18 protein-coding genes are annotated in these 17,785 nt (G+C 63.3%); 13 read left to right on the plus strand and 5 right to left on the minus strand.

Features of this window, described 5'->3' with window-relative positions:
• Nucleotides 1-16: 16 nt before the first annotated feature.
• Complete coding sequence (locus Cth01_RS00270; RefSeq protein WP_034378841.1) at nucleotides 17-967, minus strand: AraC-like ligand-binding domain-containing protein; 951 nt, start codon at nucleotides 965-967, stop codon at nucleotides 17-19.
• A gap of 354 nt (nucleotides 968-1,321) precedes the next feature.
• On the opposite strand from Cth01_RS00270, the gene Cth01_RS00275 reads away from it, so the two are divergent.
• The 4 genes from Cth01_RS00275 to Cth01_RS00290 all read left to right on the plus strand — a co-directional run bounded on the left by Cth01_RS00275 (nucleotide 1,322) and on the right by Cth01_RS00290 (nucleotide 5,372).
• Nucleotides 1,322-2,773: an aldehyde dehydrogenase gene (locus Cth01_RS00275; RefSeq protein ID WP_045838368.1), complete on the plus strand. Its 1,452-nt coding sequence runs from the start codon at nucleotides 1,322-1,324 to the stop codon at nucleotides 2,771-2,773.
• A 176-nt stretch (nucleotides 2,774-2,949) separates the two neighbouring features.
• Entirely contained in the window at nucleotides 2,950-3,270 is a 321-nt protein-coding gene (locus tag Cth01_RS00280) for a c-type cytochrome (RefSeq protein ID WP_012837377.1), read from the plus strand.
• Between the two features lie 13 nt (nucleotides 3,271-3,283).
• The gene (locus Cth01_RS00285; protein ID WP_045838288.1) at nucleotides 3,284-3,802 is read left to right on the plus strand and encodes a hypothetical protein; all 519 of its coding nucleotides are present in this window, start codon (nucleotides 3,284-3,286) and stop codon (nucleotides 3,800-3,802) included.
• Nucleotides 3,803-3,821: 19 nt separating this feature from the next.
• The gene (locus Cth01_RS00290; protein WP_034378834.1) at nucleotides 3,822-5,372 is read left to right on the plus strand and encodes an FAD-binding oxidoreductase; all 1,551 of its coding nucleotides are present in this window, start codon (nucleotides 3,822-3,824) and stop codon (nucleotides 5,370-5,372) included.
• Nucleotides 5,373-5,640: 268 nt separating this feature from the next.
• Here Cth01_RS00290 and Cth01_RS00295 read toward each other — a convergent pair whose 3' ends face one another.
• The gene (locus Cth01_RS00295; RefSeq protein ID WP_034359967.1) at nucleotides 5,641-6,621 is read right to left on the minus strand and encodes an AraC family transcriptional regulator; all 981 of its coding nucleotides are present in this window, start codon (nucleotides 6,619-6,621) and stop codon (nucleotides 5,641-5,643) included.
• 214 nt (nucleotides 6,622-6,835) lie between these two features.
• On the opposite strand from Cth01_RS00295, the gene Cth01_RS00300 reads away from it, so the two are divergent.
• From Cth01_RS00300 to Cth01_RS00325, 6 genes are all read left to right on the plus strand, one after another.
• The gene (locus Cth01_RS00300; RefSeq protein WP_045838289.1) at nucleotides 6,836-8,059 is read left to right on the plus strand and encodes an amino acid ABC transporter substrate-binding protein; all 1,224 of its coding nucleotides are present in this window, start codon (nucleotides 6,836-6,838) and stop codon (nucleotides 8,057-8,059) included.
• A gap of 227 nt (nucleotides 8,060-8,286) precedes the next feature.
• Entirely contained in the window at nucleotides 8,287-9,162 is an 876-nt protein-coding gene (locus tag Cth01_RS00305) for a branched-chain amino acid ABC transporter permease (RefSeq protein ID WP_034359964.1), read from the plus strand.
• The gene (locus tag Cth01_RS00310) at nucleotides 9,159-10,106 is read left to right on the plus strand and encodes a branched-chain amino acid ABC transporter permease (protein WP_045838290.1); all 948 of its coding nucleotides are present in this window, start codon (nucleotides 9,159-9,161) and stop codon (nucleotides 10,104-10,106) included. The genes Cth01_RS00305 and Cth01_RS00310 overlap by 4 nt, the downstream gene beginning before the upstream one ends.
• Entirely contained in the window at nucleotides 10,103-10,873 is a 771-nt protein-coding gene (locus Cth01_RS00315) for an ABC transporter ATP-binding protein (RefSeq protein ID WP_034408752.1), read from the plus strand. Before Cth01_RS00310 ends, Cth01_RS00315 begins: the two co-directional genes overlap by 4 nt.
• Nucleotides 10,866-11,579, plus strand: a complete 714-nt coding sequence (locus Cth01_RS00320) for an ABC transporter ATP-binding protein (protein WP_034359959.1) — start codon at nucleotides 10,866-10,868, stop codon at nucleotides 11,577-11,579. Before Cth01_RS00315 ends, Cth01_RS00320 begins: the two co-directional genes overlap by 8 nt.
• 206 nt (nucleotides 11,580-11,785) lie before the next feature.
• Nucleotides 11,786-13,237, plus strand: a complete 1,452-nt coding sequence (locus tag Cth01_RS00325) for an aldehyde dehydrogenase (RefSeq protein ID WP_034359957.1) — start codon at nucleotides 11,786-11,788, stop codon at nucleotides 13,235-13,237.
• A 276-nt stretch (nucleotides 13,238-13,513) separates the two neighbouring features.
• Here Cth01_RS00325 and Cth01_RS00330 read toward each other — a convergent pair whose 3' ends face one another.
• Nucleotides 13,514-14,293 carry a DUF2076 domain-containing protein gene (locus tag Cth01_RS00330; protein ID WP_045838291.1) on the minus strand — a complete coding sequence of 260 codons (780 nt, stop codon included), beginning with the start codon at nucleotides 14,291-14,293 and terminating at the stop codon, nucleotides 13,514-13,516.
• Nucleotides 14,294-14,528: 235 nt separating this feature from the next.
• Here Cth01_RS00330 and Cth01_RS00335 point away from each other — a divergent pair, with 235 nt between their 5' ends.
• On the plus strand, nucleotides 14,529-15,050 hold the full coding sequence (locus tag Cth01_RS00335; RefSeq protein ID WP_003064531.1) for an FKBP-type peptidyl-prolyl cis-trans isomerase: 522 nt from the start codon (nucleotides 14,529-14,531) through the stop codon (nucleotides 15,048-15,050).
• A gap of 185 nt (nucleotides 15,051-15,235) precedes the next feature.
• Here the strand turns inward: Cth01_RS00335 and Cth01_RS00340 are convergent, their stop codons facing one another.
• On the minus strand, nucleotides 15,236-15,841 hold the full coding sequence (locus Cth01_RS00340; protein WP_034360058.1) for a glycine zipper 2TM domain-containing protein: 606 nt from the start codon (nucleotides 15,839-15,841) through the stop codon (nucleotides 15,236-15,238).
• A 276-nt stretch (nucleotides 15,842-16,117) separates the two neighbouring features.
• The gene (locus tag Cth01_RS00345; protein ID WP_052703243.1) at nucleotides 16,118-16,498 is read right to left on the minus strand and encodes a PepSY domain-containing protein; all 381 of its coding nucleotides are present in this window, start codon (nucleotides 16,496-16,498) and stop codon (nucleotides 16,118-16,120) included.
• 278 nt (nucleotides 16,499-16,776) lie between these two features.
• Between Cth01_RS00345 and Cth01_RS00350 the strand changes: the two genes are divergently transcribed.
• Both Cth01_RS00350 and Cth01_RS00355 read left to right on the plus strand, forming a co-directional pair.
• On the plus strand, nucleotides 16,777-17,085 hold the full coding sequence (locus tag Cth01_RS00350) for a PepSY domain-containing protein (RefSeq protein ID WP_080745993.1): 309 nt from the start codon (nucleotides 16,777-16,779) through the stop codon (nucleotides 17,083-17,085).
• A 28-nt stretch (nucleotides 17,086-17,113) separates the two neighbouring features.
• On the plus strand, nucleotides 17,114-17,785 hold the full coding sequence (locus tag Cth01_RS00355; protein WP_045838293.1) for a response regulator transcription factor: 672 nt from the start codon (nucleotides 17,114-17,116) through the stop codon (nucleotides 17,783-17,785).

The following is a 17,785-nucleotide window of genomic DNA, read 5'->3' on the forward strand; positions in this document are numbered from 1 at the left end:
CGCTGGTCGGCACAGATCAATGACCGAGCGCTCTGAACTCGGACGGCGACATGCCGGCATAGGCCTTGAAGGCACGGCTGAAGTGCGCGCTGTTGCCAAAACCACAGCCCATGGCAATTTCCGTAATGGTGCGGTGCGCGAGCGCCGGGGAATGCAGCTCCCGCATGCAAAGCTCCAGCCGGCTTTGCTGGATGAAGCCGCCCAGCGACTGGTCTCGCCCCGCAAAGGCGTTGTGCAGATGCCGACGGCTGCAATTGAGTGCTTCGGCCACCTGATCGACCGACAACCCGGGGTCGCGCACATGGCAGGCCACATGCTCGCAGATGCGGTCGTACAGAGCCTGCTTTTGCGTCACCGCCGTGGCCTGCCCGCCAAGTGCCTGCAGGGACAGATGCACCATATCCACCAGCAACTCCCCGGCGCGGCGCGCCAGCGGTGCCGTCATATTGTCCAGTTCCTGGTAAGTGCTGCGCATGGTCTGCAGAGCAATGCGCGCAATGCCGGCGCTGCCCCCCACCGATCGACCCATGAGGTTTTCCAGACGCAGGCCTCGCTCGGCAATGCTCTGTTTGGGCACCATCATGATCAGGTGCTCCGTGTGCCGGGGATTGGCCACCACATAGGGCTGCGAGGTGTCATAGATGGCCCAGCTGCCATTGCTCACGCAGGCCTTGCTGCCGTATTGCTCCACCTCGGCATGGCCGCTCCAGGGCGCCACGATCTTGAGGTAGGCCGCTTCGCTGTCGCGCAGACGGTGGCTGTCGCGTATGACGCGATGGCGCCCGGCATCCAGCTTGGTGAGCATCACATCGCCTGCGTATGCCACGCTCAGATGTCCGTCAAAACAGGTGTCGCCATACAGATCCGTATCCAGACCCGAGAACAGCTGCGCCATCCAGCCCTGCCAGGCTGGTGCAGTTTCCTTCTCGGGAAGACCATCGGTACTCAGTACCACGGGCGCGGTCATGGGCCTTGACTCCTCGTTGTATCTATCTCTGCCTGTACCGACAAAGTACAGCAATTATCGGTAAGTGAGCACTTTCGCGCTCAGGCCATGAAGAATCTCCCACAGTGCATTCAAACTAGTGCAAACCCTAGGTCGCGTGCACGATTCGTCAAACGGTTTGTGCACATTGCGCACAGCATCTTGCCAGGGCTTTTCCTACGATCACTCACACGCCAGTGTCAGGCGAAACATCACAAAAGGTGGAGACAAGCCCGGTGACACAAGCCTTGTGCAACGACACCAGCCCCCACTTTTCAACTTGCATCAACAAGCAGTGACTGCGGTCACGCGCCCTTGGTAGTGAAGGAAGCGAAGATGATTGAACAAAGCATGCTCATCGGCGGTAAGACCGCACAGGCCAGCAATGGCGCCACTTTCGAGCGCAAAAACCCTCTGGACGGCTCGGTCGCCACGCGTGCCCCGGCCGCCACAACAGCCGACGCCGTGCGTGCCGTGGAAGCCGCTCAGGCGGCCTTCCCTGCCTGGGCGGCCCTGGGCCCCACAGAACGCAGGCTGATGCTGATGAAGGCCTCCCAGGCCCTGGAGGCCAAGGCCGAGGCCTTTGCCGCAGCCATGGCGGCAGAGACCGGCGCCTCCGGCATCTGGGCCGGCTTCAATGTGCATCTGGCCGCCAATATGTTTCTCGAAGCCGCATCGCTGACCACCCAGATCAACGGCCAGCTGATTCCTTCGGACATTCCCGGCAGCATGGCCATGGCCGTGCGCCAGCCCGCCGGCGTGGTGCTGGGCATCGCCCCCTGGAATGCCCCCATCATCTTGGCCGTACGCGCCATTGCCACGCCCCTGGCCTGCGGCAACACCGTGATCCTCAAGGGCTCGGAGCTGTGCCCTGCCACGCACGGCCTGATCATCGAAGCGCTGCAGGAAGGCGGCTTGCCGCCCGGAGTGGTGAACTTTGTGACCAATGCGCCCGAAGACGCCGGCGCCGTGGTCGAGGCCATGGTGGCCCACCCCGCCGTGCGCCGCGTGAACTTCACGGGCTCCACGCGCGTGGGCCGCATCATCGGCCAGACCTGCGCCAAATACCTCAAGCCCGTCATCCTGGAGCTGGGCGGCAAGGCCCCATTCCTGGTCCTGGACGATGCCGACATCGACTCCGCGGTGGCCGGCTGCACCTTTGGCGCCTTCGCCAACTCGGGCCAGATATGCATGTCCACCGAGCGCATCATCGTGGACGAGGCCGTGGCCGAGGAATTCATCGCCAAGCTGGTGGGCCGCGCCACAACCCTGCCTCTGGGCGACCCCCGCAAAGGCCCTGTGGTGCTGGGCTCCGTCGTGGACATGAACACCGTGAACCGCGTCAACGAGCTCATCGACGACGCCGTAACCAAGGGTGCCAGGATTCTTTGCGGCGGCAAGGCCAGCGACACCTTGATGGCAGCCACGCTGATAGACGGCGTGACCCCCGAGATGCGAATCTTCCGTGAAGAGACCTTTGCCCCGGTAAAAGCCATCGTGCGTGTGCGTGGCGAAGAGCAGGCCATTGCCATGGCCAACGACAACGAGTTCGGCCTGTCTTCCGCCGTCTACACCAGGGACACAGCGCGCGGCTGGCGCGTGGCCGGCCGCATCGAAGCGGGCATCTGCCATGTCAACGGCCCCACCGTGCACGACGAGGCACAGATGCCTTTCGGCGGCGTGAAGAACTCGGGCTACGGCCACTTTGGCGGTCAGGCCGGTATCGATGCCTTTACCGACACCCGCTGGATCACCATGCAGACCACCGCACGTCACTACCCCTTCTAAAGCGTCCAGGACAGCAGTCGTAGCCGGCAGGCATGACTCCTGTCCTCGCTTGAAACTTCCATCGCCGGCACTGGGCCATGAGGCAAAGACCTCAGGTGCAGCGCCCGCATGGGCAAGGCGCGGACCCCAACCTGCGCCTTGTGTCTGCCGACCAACAGAACCACCGGAGACCCACGTTGAAACATGCCTCCCAACTGGCCCTGGCAGCCCTGCTGTCTGGCCTCAGCCTCGCCGCCTCGGCTGCGGACTCTCACAACATTGGCCCCGGCCAGCGCTTCTACGAAAAGACCTGCGCCAAATGCCATGAAGCCGGCATAGGCCCCGTCATCAAGGGGCGAGGCTTTCCGCCCGCGACCTACGTGATCATTGCGCGCAACGGCATGAACGCCATGCCGTCCTTTCGCGTAACCGATATCGACGACGCCACGCTGGAAGACTTGGCAAACTACCTGTCCAAGACCGAGGCCCCCAAGGCAGCCGAGCCAGCCAGGAAATAAGGAGGACGATGCAATGCAAACCGATCGTCGCTCCCTTCTCAAAGGTCTGACCGCTGCTGGTCTGGCTGTCTCCGGCATAGGCTGGGCACAGGCTGCCACCACCTCCGCTGCAGGCCGCACCGCCAGCGCAGCCACACGCTCTGCCGAGGTGCTGGCCGTGACCTCCTCCATGCACGCCAGCGCGCTGGACAAGGCCTTTGCGGCCGGTGTTCAGAGCACCTCCCGCAACGTGGTGCATACCGGCCTTCAAGGTCTGGACAGCGCCGCATTCAACCAATTGGGCGAGCTGCTGACCGACAGTCAGGAAACCCTGCTGGTGGGTCTGCTTGATGACGCCTCGGCCACGCTGGTGCTGGACCTGGTTCGCTCCAGCGGTGGCCGCGTGCTGGCCGTGGAACACCATCGTGTGGACGGCGCCGCCGCCGACTGGGCCCAGGCGCTGGGTCGGTCGCTGGCGTCCGGTCAAGTCATGAACACCACCACGGCGGCAGCAGGCAAGGAAGCCCGCGTGTCCTTTAGCTGCGTAATCTAAGAAACAAGGAAAGCAGAGCATGACAAGCAAATACATGGCCCTGCCCAAGGGCATGAGCGAGAGCAGCTTTGATGCGGCCATCGCCCAATTCAAGAAGGCCCTGGGCGAAGACAATGTGATGATCAAGGACGAGCTGGTTCGTCCCTACACCAAGGTGATGATGGCTGTGCCCACCGAAGAGCACACACCTTCCGCCGTGGTGACTGCCACCACCGTGGAGCAGGTGCAAGAGGTCGTCAAGATCTGCAACGCGCACAAGGTGCCCGTGTGGACCATCTCCACCGGCCGCAACTTCGGCTACGGCTCGGCCGCGCCGGGCCAGCGCGGCCAGGTGGTGCTGGATCTGCGCAAGATGAACAAGATCATCCACGTGGACCCCGAACTGTGCACGGCCCTGGTCGAGCCTGGCGTGACCTACCAGATGCTCTACGACTACCTCGAAGAGAACAAGATTCCCTTGATGCTGTCGTTCTCGGCACCTTCGGCCATTGCCGGCCCGCTGGGCAACACCATGGACCGCGGCGTGGGCTACACCCCCTATGGCGAACACTTCATGATGCAGTGCGGCATGGAAGTGGTGATGGCCAACGGCGATGTGCTGCGCACCGGCATGGGAGGCGTCAAGGGCGACAAGGCCTGGCAGGTGTTCAAATGGGGTTACGGCCCGACGCTGGACGGCATGTTCACCCAGTCCAACTACGGCATCTGCACCAAGATGGGTTTCTGGCTGATGCCCAAGCCCCCGGTCTTCAAGCCGCTGGAAATCCAGTTCGACGAAGACAGCGATATCTCCGAGATCGTGGAATTCATCCGCCCCCTGCGCATCGCCCAGGTCATCCCCAATTCGGTGGTGATTGCCGGCGTGCTGTGGGAGGCATCCACCTGCAACACCCGCCGCTCGGACTACACCACCGAGCCCGGCCATACGCCGGACGCCATCCTCAAGCAGATCCAGAAAGACAAGCATCTGGGCGCCTGGAATGTCTACGCTGCGCTGTACGGCACCAGGGAGCAGGTCGACGTCAACTTCAAGATCGTGCAGGACGCGCTCAAGAAACTGGGCAAGGGCCGCTTGATCACCGAGGAGATGGCTGGCGACACCCAGCCCTTCAAGTACCGTGCCCAGCTCATGTCGGGCGTGCCCAACCTGCAGGAGTTCGGCCTCTACAACTGGCGCGGGGGTGGCGGCTCGATGTGGTTTGCCCCTGTGTCGCAGGCGCGCGGCAGCGAGTGCGACAAGCAGAAGTCGCTGGCCAAGAAGATCCTCAACAAGCATGGCCTGGACTATGTGGGCGAGTTCATCGTCGGCTGGCGCGATATGCACCATGTCATCGATGTGCTCTACGACCGCAGCAACGAAGAGGAAACCAAGCGCGCCAACGCCTGCTTTGCCGAGCTGCTGGACGAGTTCGAGAAGGAAGGCTATGCCGTGTACCGCGTGAACACGGCCTTCCAGGAGCGCGTGGCGCAGAGCTACGGTCCGGTCAAGCGCGATATCGAGCGCAAGATCAAGCGTGCTCTGGACCCCAATGGGATTCTGGCCCCGGGCAAGTGCGGAATAAACATTTGATCTCCCCCTGAGGCGCTTTGCGCCTTCCCCCTCTCTCGCTTTGCTTCGCAATGCGGGAGGGGGACGACAGCTTTGCTGCGCGGCGGCGCTTGCTTGCTGTCCTTTGATGGGGCATGCCTGTTCAATTGCTGCGCCCTAGCCTCAAATTTTTAAAGCCACCTGATTTGAAAACGCCAGGTGGCTTTCTTTTCCTTGTTTGCTTTTTGTTTGCTATTGTATCAATAGCTGTTTGCGATTTCCTGGATTGGGTTTAAGGCCAATTTAATGCCTAGTTCAGCAGACTCGAAGACTGCACGCCTGCCCTGAACTGCGCCGGCGTCTGCCCCGTGTGCTGCTTGAACAGGCGGCTCAGATGCGCGCCGCTGGCAAAGCCGCTGGCCAGCGCCAGCTCGGTCAGGGTGCAGTGGCGATTGGCAGGACTGAGCAGTTCGCGCTGGAACAGGGCCACGCGCTCGGCCCAGATATGCTGGCTGATGGACAAGCTCTCATCGGCAAAGGCGTTGTAGAGATGACGCTTGCTGCAGTTGAGCGCTGCGGCTACGGCATCCACGCTCAGGGCAGGATCGCGCAGATGCTGGCGCACATAGGCCTTGATGCGGCCCTGCAGCAGCTCGCTGGCGCTCAGCGAGGCCGCGCGGCCGCAGGCATCGAGCAGGGACAGCTGGATCAACTGAAGCAGCGAATCCGTCACATGCTGGGCCAGTCCCTGGCCCATGGCCCGACATTCGGCAAAAGTGCCGCGCATCATGTCCAGCGCAATGCGGGATACGCCTTCGCTGCCGCCCACATAGCGCCCCATGAGGGCGTCGATGGCGCGGCCATGGTCTTCGAAGCGGCTTTTGGGCAAGGTGATGATCAGATGCTCGCACCACTCGGGGTTGAGCACCTCGTACTCCTGCGTGGTGTCATAGATCAGCCACTGGCCGCTGCGCGCCACGGCTTCGCGCCCGTTCTGGCAGACGCGGGCCTCGCCATGCCAGGGGGCCACGATCTTGAGAAAGTCGGTGCTGTGGCGTGCCATGCTGGCCGAAGTGCGCCGCACGCGATGGCGGCTGGCCTCGATCCGGGTCATGCCCACCGGCCCCAGCTCCAGGGTTCCCAGCCGCGCCGAGAAATGCTGATCGCCATAGACATCGCTCTCCAGTCCATAGAGCGTGGACATCCAGTGCTGCCAGGCGCCCACGGCTTGGGCACCTTGCATCTCGGTCATCTTCTCGGTCACTTGGTAGGCAGGAATGTCTGGCCGCATCTGGGCTCCTGAAGAAGTAACAGGATGCTTCATTATCCATAGCAATCCAGACCAGGGGCCGGGCAAAACCGGCGCCTCGCAGGGAAATCAGTGTTTACCCACAGACACTTGCATGCACAGACAAGACGCAGTGCACGCACAGACAAGCCCCTTGCGCCGCGATTTCCTACGATGGCCGAAAACCCGGACACCCGTCCATCAAAAGGAGACAAACATGACATTCGCCGACAAGCGTTTTGTTCTCAAAAGCCTGGTCGCAGCCACGGCCCTGGCGGGCCTGTGCGGCCAGGCCCTGGCCCAGGAAGCGCCCAAGTCCATCCGTATCGGCTGGGCAATTGCCAAGACCGGCGTCAACGCGGGCGGTACTTCCGTGACCACGGCGCCCAACTACAAGCTCTGGGTCAAGGAGATCAACGACGCCGGCGGCATCATGCTCAAGGCCTACAACAAGCGCGTGCCCATCGAGGTCATCGAATACGACGACCGCTCCAGCACCGAGGAGGCCGTGCGCGCCACCGAGCGCCTGATCACCCAAGACAAGGTGGACTTCGTGCTGCCGCCCTGGGGCACGGGCTCCAACCTGGCCGTCGGTCCGACCTACGAAAAACACAAATACCCGCTGCTGGCCGCCACCTCGGTGACCGACAAGGCCCCCGATCTGGCCAAGCGCTGGAAGCATGCCTTCTTCTTCCTGGGCACGGGCGGCGAATATGCCGAGGGCCTGGTCGCCATGCTGGAAAAGGCCAAGAAAGACGGCAAGATCAACAACAAGATCGCCATGATCAACATCGCCGACGGCTTTGGCGTGGAGCTGGCCAATGCCACGCGCAAGGCCGCCAAGCAGCATGGCTTCGAGCTGGTCTACGACAAGAGCTACCCGATCGGCACGCAGGACATGACGCCCGTCATCAACGAGGCCAAGGGCAAGGGTGCCGACACCTTCGTGGCCTACTCCTATCCGCCCGACACCATGCTGATCAACGAGCAGGCCAGGACGCTGGGCCTGGCTCCCAAGGTGCTTTTCACCGGCGTGGGCACGCAGTTCCCCATGTTCAAGGGCAAGTTCGGCGCAGCGGCCGAAGGCGTGATGGCGCCGGGCGGCATCGATGCCGGCAACCCGCAGATGCAGGCCTATCTGAAGCGCTTCAAGGAAGTGACCGGCCAGGAGTCGGACCGCTTTGCCAGCCCCATCGTCTATACCTCGCTGCAGATGCTGCAGCAGGCCATCGAGCGCGTGGGCAAGATTGACCGCGCCGCCGTGACCCAGGAGCTCAAGAGCGGCAGCTTCGAGACCGTGCTCGGCCCCGTCAAGCTTGAAGGCCAGATGCTGACCAAGCTCTGGCATGTGGGCCAGTGGCAGAACGGCGAGTTCAATGCGATTGCACCGACCAACCGGGCGGGGGTCAAACCTGCGGTGATACCGCGGGTCACCCCCTGAGGCGCTGCGCCCCTTCCCCCTCTCTCTACGCGCTTCGCGCTATGGGAGGGGGACGACAGCCTCGGTGCGGGGCTGCCCTTCCTCGCTGTCCCGTTGCTGGGGCATGCCTATTCCAGCATTCGCCCAGCTCCGCAAGAACTATCAAAACAAGAGCTGGTTGCGCATGTCTCGCTTTCACTTTGCGTTGATTTCATAACAAGAACAATGAATCACCAGCGGTATACGCTATGAATTTAATAGACATCCTTCTTGCTGGCGCCATGCTGGGCGGGCTCTACGGCCTGGTGGCCATGGGGCTGACGCTGCAGTATGGCGTGGCGCGCATCATGAATCTCTCGTATGGGGAGTTTCTGATTGCACCGGCCTTTCTGGCCTTTTTTGCGGTGAGCAGCTGGGGTATTTCACCGCTGCTTCTGGTGCTGCTGGTGGTGCCGCTGGGCTTTGCCATCCAGTGGCTGATCTATCAGCTGCTGCTGACCCCGCTGGTGCGCCGCGCCAAGGGCGGGCCCGCGCTGGAGGTGGATTCGATTCTGGCCACCTTCGGCATGCTGTTCGTCGTGCAGGGCATCATGCTGGTGATGTTCGGCGGCGACTATCACAGCTACAGCTATCTGTCCGAACCCGTGGAGATCCTGGGCAGCAAGGTCGCCGCCAACCGTCTGCTGGTGCTGGGCTTTGCGATCGTGCTGGGGGGCAGCCTGTACCTGCTGCTGACGCGCACCCGCGCCGGCGCCGTGGTGCGCGCCGTGTCCGTGGCACCGCAGTTCGCACCTCTGGTCGGCATCAATGTGCGCAGCACGGCGGCCCTGGCCTACGGTCTGGGCGGCGCGCTGGTGGCGGTCTGCGGCGTGCTGGTCAGCATGTTTCTGCCCTTCTCGGCCGGCATGGGCACCATGTTTGCGATGAAGGCGCTGATCGTCGTCATCATGGGCGGCGTGGGCAATCTCATGGGTTGCCTGGTGGCCGGCATGCTGCTGGGCTTTGCCGAAACGCTGGTGGCCTCCTTTGTCGACCCCGGCCTGACGCTGGCCGTCAACTACGCGGTGTTCCTGCTGGTGCTGCTGTTCAAGCCCACAGGATTGTTCGGGAGGGCCGCACGATGAATCAGCATCGCAAGGAAATCCTGATCTGGGCCGTCAGCGCCGCCGCCCTGCTGGGCCTGGCACTGCTGCCGCGCTGGCTGACGGACGAGTACTACCTCTCGCTCATGATCAGCATCCTGATGTACTGCGTGCTGGCCACGGCCTGGGCGCTGTTCTCTGGACCGACGCGCTATATCTCGCTGGCCACCGTCGCCTTCTTCGGCATGGGCGCCTATGTCACCGCCGTGTTCGGCGAGTCCCTGCCCTGGGCCGCCGTGCTGGGCATTGCGGCCGGCGTGGGCCTGATCATGGCCTTGATCGTGGGTCTGTCCACGCTGCGGCTGTCGGGCGTGTACTTCGTGATCTTCAGCTTCGGCCTGGCCGAGCTGGTCAAGCAGCTCGTCACCTGGAGGGAAGTCAACATCACCAAGGACCTGGGCCGCTATGTGTTCGTGGAGATCACCCAGCTCGATATCTACTGGCAGCTGCTGGCCATGCTGGCCCTGGTGCTGGCGCTGCGCGCCCTCATCAATCGCTCGCGCCTGGGTCTGGCCCTGCGCGTGATCGGCGAGGACGAGACCGTGGCCACCCATGTGGGCATCAACACCACCACGGCCAAGCTGCTGCTGTTCGCCGTCAGCGCCGTGTTCATCACCGTCACGGGCGCCATCATGGCTCCGCGCTGGACCTATATCGACCCCAGCATTGCCTTTGCTACCGCCGTCTCGTTCCAAACCCTGATCATGGCCTTGCTCGGCGGTGCCGGCGCGCTGCTCGGCCCGATTCTGGGGGCCGTGCCGCTGGTGCTGCTGTTCGAGTACCTGGGTGCCAACTTCCCCAACCATTTCTCGATTCTGCTGGGCCTGGTGTTCATCGTGATCGTGTACTTCATTCCCCAGGGCCTGTCTGGCGTGCTGGCCAGGCTGCTGGGCAGGAATTCGGCCAGCAAGGGAGACCAGCCATGAAGACCGCCACCCTGCTTTCCGTGCGCAGCGCCACCAAACGCTTCGGCGGCCTGGTGGCCGTCAACGCACTGAGCTTTGACGTCTACCCGGGCGAGGTCGTGGGCCTGCTCGGCCCCAATGGCTCGGGCAAGACCACGGCCATGAATCTGATCTCGGGCGCCCTGCCCGTCAACGGCGGCGAGATCGTATTCAACGGCAAGCCCATCCACCCGCTCAAAAGCCACCAGATCGCCCGCCTGGGCGTGGCACGCACCTTCCAGTTGGTCAAGGTGCTGGGCTCCATGAGCTGCAGCGACAACGTCATTGCCGGCATGGCCTTCAAACCCCGACCACTGTTTGGCAAACCTGCTGCTGCGCGTGCCCTGCAACTGCTCAATCAGGTGGGTCTGGCCGAATTTGCGAATGCTCCTGCAGGCGAGCTCACCTATATCAACCAGAAGCGCCTGGAGCTGGCCCGCGCGCTGGCGCTGGAGCCGCAGATCCTGCTGCTCGACGAATGGCTGGCAGGCCTGAACCCCACGGAGCTGCAGCAGGGCATTGCGCTGATCCGGCAGCTGCAGGCCACGGGGCTGACGATTCTCATGGTCGAACATGTGATGGACGCCGTACACGCGCTGTGCAGCCGCTGCGTGGTGATGAACGCGGGCACAAAAATAGCCGACGGCCCCACGGCCCAGGTGCTCAAAGAGCCCGAGGTGGTGCGTGCCTATCTGGGGGAAGATGTGAGTGCAGATGAAGACCGGTCAGCGGAGGTTCGCCATGCTTGAAGTGCGCAATATCTCGGTGAGCTACGGCAAGCATGAGGCGCTGCACCAGGTCAGCCTCCAGGTGCGGCCCGGCGAGCTGGTCGTCATGCTGGGCGCCAACGGAGCGGGCAAGTCCAGCCTGCTCAAGGCGCTAGGCGGCATGGTCACGCCCCAGGCCGGCGCCAGCGCCCAGCTGGCGGGCCAGGAGCTGATGCAGCTGCCCCAGCATGCCATCGTGCAAGCCGGCCTGGCCCTGGTGCCCGAGGGGCGCGGCGTGTTCGGCGATCTCAGCGTCAAGGAAAACCTGCTGCTGGGAGCCCAGCCCCGGCGCGCGCGCGCCAACGAGGCCAGCAATCTGGAGCAGGTCTTCGCCCTCTTTCCCAAGCTGCGCGACCGTCTGCCCCAGGCCGTGCGCACCATGAGCGGCGGCGAGCAGCAGATGGTGGCCGTGGGCCGCGCGCTAATGAGCCAACCCGATATCCTGCTGCTGGACGAGCCTTCGCTGGGCCTGTCACCGCTGATGTGCAAAGAGCTGTTCGCAGCCCTGGCGCGCATCAAAACGCTGGGCATGGGCGTGCTGCTGGTGGAGCAGAACGCGCGCCAGAGCCTGGCGATTGCCGACCGTGGTTACTTGCTGGAAACCGGGCGCATCGTGGGCGAAGGCTCGGCCGCAGAACTCAGCAGCAGCCCCGCCGTGCGCCGCGCTTATTTAGGCGGTGAACATTGAGATGAATCCCGCTGAGCGGCCTTGCCGCTTCCCCGGAGGGGGACGGTGCCATCGCTGGGGCAGCCCACGCTGGGGCAGCCCATGCTGCGGGGCGGCTGGGCCGCCTAGGCCCTTGCTCGGCACCCCTTTACCAGGCCGCACTTCATTGAAGGCCCTGAACAATTACCAGTCTTATCGACTGGCTCGACACTTAAAAGGAGACACAAATGATCGAACAAAAAATGCTGATAGCCGGCCAGGAATGCGCAGCCGGCAATGGCGCGACTTTTGAACGCAGGAACCCGCTGGATGGAAGCGTGGCCACGCGCGCCCCGGCAGCCACGACCGAGGACGCGATTCGCGCCTGCGATGCAGCGGCAGCAGCCTTCCCCGCCTGGTCGCAACTGGGGCCGAACGCCCGCCGCGCCATGCTGATGAAGGCCTCCCAGGCGCTGGAAGCCAAGGGCGAAGCGATTGCCGCGGCCATGGCCGCAGAAACCGGCGCCTCGGGCATCTGGGCCGGCTTCAATGTGCATCTGGCCGCCAGCATGCTGCTGGAAGCGGCTTCGCTGACCACGCAGATCAATGGCGAGATCATTCCCTCCGACGTGCCCGGCAGCCTGGCCATGGCCGTGCGCCAGCCCGCCGGCGTGGTGCTGGGCATCGCGCCCTGGAATGCCCCCGTGATCCTGGCCGTGCGCAGCATCTCCACGGCCCTGGCCTGCGGCAATACCGTGATCCTCAAGGGATCGGAACTCTGCCCCGCCACCCACGGCCTGATCATCGAGGCACTGCAGGACGCGGGCCTGCCCGCCGGCGTGGTGAACTTTGTGACCAATGCGCCCGCCGATGCGGGCAGCGTGGTCGAAGCCATCGTGGCCCACCCGGCCGTGCGCCGCGTGAGCTTTACCGGCTCCACACGTGTGGGCCGCATCATCGGCCAGACCTGCGCCAGACATCTCAAGCCCGCGCTGCTGGAGCTCGGCGGCAAGGCTCCCTTCCTGGTGCTCGACGATGCCGATATCGATGCGGCAGTGAACGCCGCCACCTTTGGTGCGTTTGCCAACTCGGGCCAGATCTGCATGTCCACCGAGCGCTTTGTGGTGGACAACAAGGTGGCCGACGAGTTCATCGCCAAGTTTGCCGCCAGGGCCAGCAGCCTGCCGCTGGGCGACCCGCGCAAGGGCCCCGTGGTACTGGGCTCGGTGGTCGATCTGGCCACGGTGGAGCGCTGCAATGCCATGATCGACGACGCGCTGGCCAAGGGCGGAAAACTGGTCTGCGGCGGCAAGGCCGAGAGCACGCTGATGCCCGCCACGCTGATCGACCATGTGACGCCGGCGATGCGCATCTTCCACGAGGAGACCTTCGGCCCGGTCAAGGGCATCGTGCGCGTGAATGGCGAGGAAGAAGCCATTGCCACGGCCAATGACAACGAGTTCGGCCTGTCCTCCGCAGTCTTCACCCGGGATACGGCCCGCGGCTGGCGTGTGGCTGCGCGCATCGAGGCCGGCATCTGCCATATCAACGGCCCCACGGTGCATGACGAAGCTCAGATGCCGTTTGGCGGCGTCAAGGCCTCGGGCTATGGCCATTTCGGCGGCCAGCAGGGCATCAATGCCTTTACCGAGACACGCTGGATTACCATGCAGACTGAAGCACGCCACTATCCGTTCTAAAGACCCCCCTGAGCGGCTTTGCCTGGGCGGCCCCGCCGCTTCCCCCTCTCTGCTTCGCGGAGGGGGACGACAGCTTTGCTGCGCGGCGGCGCTTGCTTGCTGTCCCACACTTAGGTCACGCCCTAGTTAAAGCTCGCGCCCATCGCTACTGAAATTAAAAAAGCCACCTGATTTGAAAACGCCAGGTGGCTTTCTTTTCCCTTCTCACTATCTAATCCATAGCTGCTAGCGCTTGATGGAAAAGGGCTTGAGCCTCAAAAATCTCAAAGCATGTAATCAGGCAAAGTCATCGTCAAAGAAGCCGCCGCCATCGTCCCAACTGCCGCTGTCAAAGCTGGCTGAGTTGTCTATGCTGCCCAGGCCCGCATCGTTGGCCAGGCTCGAGGTATTGCCGCTGTCGCCATGCAAGCCCTGGTTGCTGCTGTCCTGCGCCAGCGACTTGCTTTCGCTGCCGCCGCTCTGGCTGCCCGAGCCGGCGTGATGGCCGCCCATCAGGTTCTCCAGCCCGTTAAACAGAAACATGCCGCCCGCCACACCGGCTGCGGCCGCTGCGGCATTGCCCAGGAAGCTGCTGCCGGCAGAGGTTGCGGGCTGGCCATAGGCCTGCGGCGCTGCAGCACGCGGCGCCGAGCCGCCGCCAAAGAAACGGTCGCGCCAGCTGGAGGGCTGAGGCGCCACTTGCGGCTGGTTCTGCGGCTGGTACTGGGGCTGATAGGGAGGCTGGGCATTGGCAGCGTAGCCGCCGTCCTCGGCATAACGCTCGGGAGCCCGGCCAAAGTGCGTGCCCAGGCCGCCCGAGAGAAAGCTACCTGCGCCCTGGCTCTGGCTTTGCTGGGCCTGCTTCACCTGCTGCTGCAACTCGCCGATCTGCTGCTGGGCCTGCTGAATGGCTTGCTCCAGCATCAGGGTGCGCTGGGCCAGCCAGTAGACCGCATCGGGCGCGTTGCTCAATCCACGGCGCAGCTCGGCATCGGCCTGTGCATCCTTGGGCTGGCCCTGGGTCAGCGTCAGTCTGGCACACAGGTCTTGCAGCAGTTGTTGTTCTTGAGAGGTCATGGTGCTTTCCTTTAAGCCCGCAAATTACTTGCAGCAAAGATGAGGCCAGTATGCAGGCCTGCAAGAGCGCCAATGTGAAGCCCGTGCAAGTGCTTTTTGCAGGGTGTAACAAAAGGCCTGTGCTGCAGTGCCGGGCAGCGCATGGGACAATGCCTGCCATTGCGCCACGGTCGTGGCGGCGTTTCAATTTCGGCTGCGGGACTGGCCCGCGGCCCACCAACTGCATACACACACCATGGAAGTTACCCAACAATGCGTGGTCGCCCTGACCTGGACACTGAAAGACACCCTGGGCGAGGAGCTGGACGTGCTGGACGAGCCCGTGGAATTCCTTGTCGGAGGCGATGATCTGTTCAAGCGCATCGAAGAGGCTCTGCAAGGCCACGGCGTAGGCACCACACTGGACCTGCACCTGGAGCCCGAAGAAGCATTCGGCGACTATGACGAGAGCCTGATCTTCCTGGAAAAGCGCGAGCTGTTCCCCGAGGAGATCGAGGAAGGCATGAGCTTCGAGAGCACGGCCATGCCCAAGGGCACCAACCCCGTGCCTCCCGATCTGCTCTACACGGTCACCGAAATCTATCCCGAGCACGTGGTGCTGGACGGCAACCACCCGCTGGCCGGAATCGCCATCCGCCTGCACCTCAAGATCGAAGCCGTGCGCGAGGCCACCGAGGAAGAAATCGGTCGTGGCACAGCCGGTACGGGATTTTTCCGTATCGAGCCCATGGCTCCGGGCAACGAAACACTTCACTGAGCCCCTGAGGCGCTTTGCGCCTCCCCCCTCAGGGGGACGACAGCTTCGCTGCGGGGCGGCGGGGCGGCCTAGGCTCTTGCTTGCTGTCACTGAGTTGCGCTGCGCCACCGGCTCAAGCATCGCTCATCGCTTCAGACAACAAAAGGGACTCCGAGGAGTCCCTTTTGTTTTGTGCGCTCGGCTGCCTAGCGGCGGAAGATCTGGTTGCCTTCCACGCGCACGTATTCGCCGATGCTCAGCTGCGGAGGCTGCTGGTAGTCCAGAGCGCGCACGCTGCCGTCCTGCAGCTGCACAGTAACGCGGTAGATATCGCGCACGCTGCCGCCGCCCATGCTGTTTTGCACGGCATTGCCGGCGAAAGCGCCTGCAGCCACACCGGCGATGGTCGCCAGTGTACGGCCCGAGCCCTTGCCCACCTGGTTGCCCAGCACGCCGCCGATCACGCCACCGGCAATCGCGCCGCCTGCGCCAACACCGCTGCCGTCCTGCACGCGCACGGTCTCGATATTCATCACACGGCCCTGCTGAGCGTATTGCTGAGGCTGCTGCGAATAACAGTTGGGGTTGTTGTAGCCACAGTTATTGGCGGGATAGGTCTGGACCTGGTTGTTGCCCACGGGGTAGGCCTGTGTGCTGCCAGGGTAGCCAGAACCCGAATAAGCACCTTGGGAGTAGCCCCCCTGATAGCCGCCGCTCTGGTAGCCCCCCTGGGGATAGGCCGCGCAGGCCGACAGAGCCGCAACGATTGCGCTCACCATGGCCAACCGGCCCCAGCGTTGATTGATTTGCATGGAAATCTCCTGATTGGCGCATGCACATTCCATGCGCCGCAGTCCCTGTTATGAGTTGCTCTGCAAACCTTGCACGGTCTGCCTTTCCATTGCAACGCGGCACAGGCTCGCCAGGACGACAGCTTTCACATTTGCTCACAATACTTTGAGTAAAGCGCAGCCGTTTACCACTCTTCAAACCATAGCGCCTTGCCCTGAGCAGCGCTTATTTCCGATTCAAATATCATTTGAAACCTCCATCACAAAGCGCCGAAAGCTATTAAAAATATAGCAAACTCAGCCTTTGCTGCGTACGCGCAGCACTTCACCGCTGCGCCCATCCACATAGAGCTTCACAAAGCGTCCATCGCTGGCCGTGGCCTTGACCTTGTAGAGGCCGTCGTCCCATTCCACTTCCTGGAATTCGCGATAGCCGGCCTTCTCCAGCCGGTCGCAGACATCGCGGATGGACAGGGTCGGCCCGAGCGCCATGCCGCGCACGGCCGCCACCGAGGCCGAGGCACGGTCAGCCAGGGAATTTTCTGCGGCCAGGCAGGTGCCTGCGGACAGCAGCGCGGCGCCTCCCAGCAGGGCGATGCCGCCGCTGCGCTGCATGGTCCGGTATAGCGACAGGACACGAGCGGGCATAGCAAAGACGGGGGCTTGAAGATGAGACATGGAAACTCCTGCAGTCGGTTGGTGAACGAGGGGGACAAAAATACGGCCCGCCGGGCGGGAGGTGCCCTGTTGGGATTGCGACCGATTGTTCGCATTCACCCTGAACCGTTTCTGAAGCCGCCATTCAGCTTCCGTTCATCGATGCAGGCCTATAACCTTGGCTGCAGAGCGCCACCAGGCCGCATCACCTCAACTCCAGCTCCTTCGCCATGACTTCTTCCAACGCCTCAAATGAACCGCAATCCCCGCCACGCCCACGCCGGCGCGCCCTTCATGCCGTGCTGGCCATGCTGCTGGCAACGGCAGGCTTTGCCGCACTGAGCCTGTGGCCTGCCACCTCGGATGCCGGCGACAACGACCACGAACTCGCCCGTCAGGCCTTGCGCCAGGGTCAGGTGCTGCCGCTGCGCACGGTTCTGGATCAGGTCGAGCAGCAATACCAGGGCCAGGTCATCAAGGTGGAGTTCGACCGCGAGGACGGCCGCTTTGTCTACGAGATCCGGCTGCTGCAAAACGATGGCAAGGTGGTCAAGCTGGAGATCGATGCCAGCAACGGCAGCCTCATCAGCATGAAGCGCAAGAAGTGAACCCCGGCACTCAGGAAGGCTGCAGAGCATGCGAATTTTGCTGATTGAAGACGAACCCACGCTGCGCGAGCAGCTGCATCAGGCCCTGCTGCAGGCCGGCCACACCGTGGAGACGGCCGCCGATGGCGAGACGGCGCAATACCTGGGCGAGGTGGAGAGCTTCGACGCTGCGGTGCTGGACCTTGGCTTGCCGGTGCGCGACGGGCTAAGCGTGCTGCGCGCCTGGCGCGCTCAGGGCCGCACCATGCCGGTGCTGATACTCACCGCCAGAGCCGCCTGGCATGAAAAAGTCGCGGGCATGGATGCCGGAGCCGATGACTATCTGGCCAAACCCTTCCACATGGAAGAGTTGCTGGCTCGTCTGCGGGCCCTGCTGCGGCGTCTGAGCCCGCATGCCAGCGCACTGTGGCAATGCGGCTCCATCACCCTGGACTCGCGTCAGGCGCGCGTCACCGTCGAAGGTCAGGCGCTGACGCTGACCAGCCATGAATTCAAGGTACTGGCCCTGCTGATGCAGCGCATGGGCGCCGTGGTCTCGCGCACCGAGCTGTCCGAGCATATCTACCCGCAGGACAGCGACCGCGACTCCAACACCATCGAGGTCTTTGTCGGGCGCCTGCGAAAAAAGCTGCCTGCAGGCTCGATTGAAACCGTGCGCGGCCTGGGCTATCGCCTGGTCGCGCCCTCCAACCACACATAA

It is taken from the genome of Comamonas thiooxydans (assembly GCF_000964545.1).
Classification (GTDB): domain Bacteria; phylum Pseudomonadota; class Gammaproteobacteria; order Burkholderiales; family Burkholderiaceae_C; genus Comamonas; species Comamonas thiooxydans.

Coding starts and splice junctions, on each gene's coding strand:
- Cth01_RS00315 (WP_034408752.1), top strand. CDS start 10,103: ATGAAGACCGCCACCCTGCTTTCCGTGCGCAGCGCCACCAAACGCTTC.
- Cth01_RS00345 (WP_052703243.1), bottom strand. CDS start 16,498: ATGTCTCATCTTCAAGCCCCCGTCTTTGCTATGCCCGCTCGTGTCCTG.
- Cth01_RS00355 (WP_045838293.1), top strand. CDS start 17,114: ATGCGAATTTTGCTGATTGAAGACGAACCCACGCTGCGCGAGCAGCTG.
- Cth01_RS00330 (WP_045838291.1), bottom strand. CDS start 14,293: ATGACCTCTCAAGAACAACAACTGCTGCAAGACCTGTGTGCCAGACTG.
- Cth01_RS00295 (WP_034359967.1), bottom strand. CDS start 6,621: ATGCGGCCAGACATTCCTGCCTACCAAGTGACCGAGAAGATGACCGAG.
- Cth01_RS00305 (WP_034359964.1), top strand. CDS start 8,287: ATGAATTTAATAGACATCCTTCTTGCTGGCGCCATGCTGGGCGGGCTC.
- Cth01_RS00290 (WP_034378834.1), top strand. CDS start 3,822: ATGACAAGCAAATACATGGCCCTGCCCAAGGGCATGAGCGAGAGCAGC.
- Cth01_RS00325 (WP_034359957.1), top strand. CDS start 11,786: ATGATCGAACAAAAAATGCTGATAGCCGGCCAGGAATGCGCAGCCGGC.
- Cth01_RS00285 (WP_045838288.1), top strand. CDS start 3,284: ATGCAAACCGATCGTCGCTCCCTTCTCAAAGGTCTGACCGCTGCTGGT.
- Cth01_RS00335 (WP_003064531.1), top strand. CDS start 14,529: ATGGAAGTTACCCAACAATGCGTGGTCGCCCTGACCTGGACACTGAAA.
- Cth01_RS00340 (WP_034360058.1), bottom strand. CDS start 15,841: ATGCAAATCAATCAACGCTGGGGCCGGTTGGCCATGGTGAGCGCAATC.
- Cth01_RS00310 (WP_045838290.1), top strand. CDS start 9,159: ATGAATCAGCATCGCAAGGAAATCCTGATCTGGGCCGTCAGCGCCGCC.
- Cth01_RS00300 (WP_045838289.1), top strand. CDS start 6,836: ATGACATTCGCCGACAAGCGTTTTGTTCTCAAAAGCCTGGTCGCAGCC.
- Cth01_RS00275 (WP_045838368.1), top strand. CDS start 1,322: ATGATTGAACAAAGCATGCTCATCGGCGGTAAGACCGCACAGGCCAGC.
- Cth01_RS00320 (WP_034359959.1), top strand. CDS start 10,866: ATGCTTGAAGTGCGCAATATCTCGGTGAGCTACGGCAAGCATGAGGCG.
- Cth01_RS00270 (WP_034378841.1), bottom strand. CDS start 967: ATGACCGCGCCCGTGGTACTGAGTACCGATGGTCTTCCCGAGAAGGAA.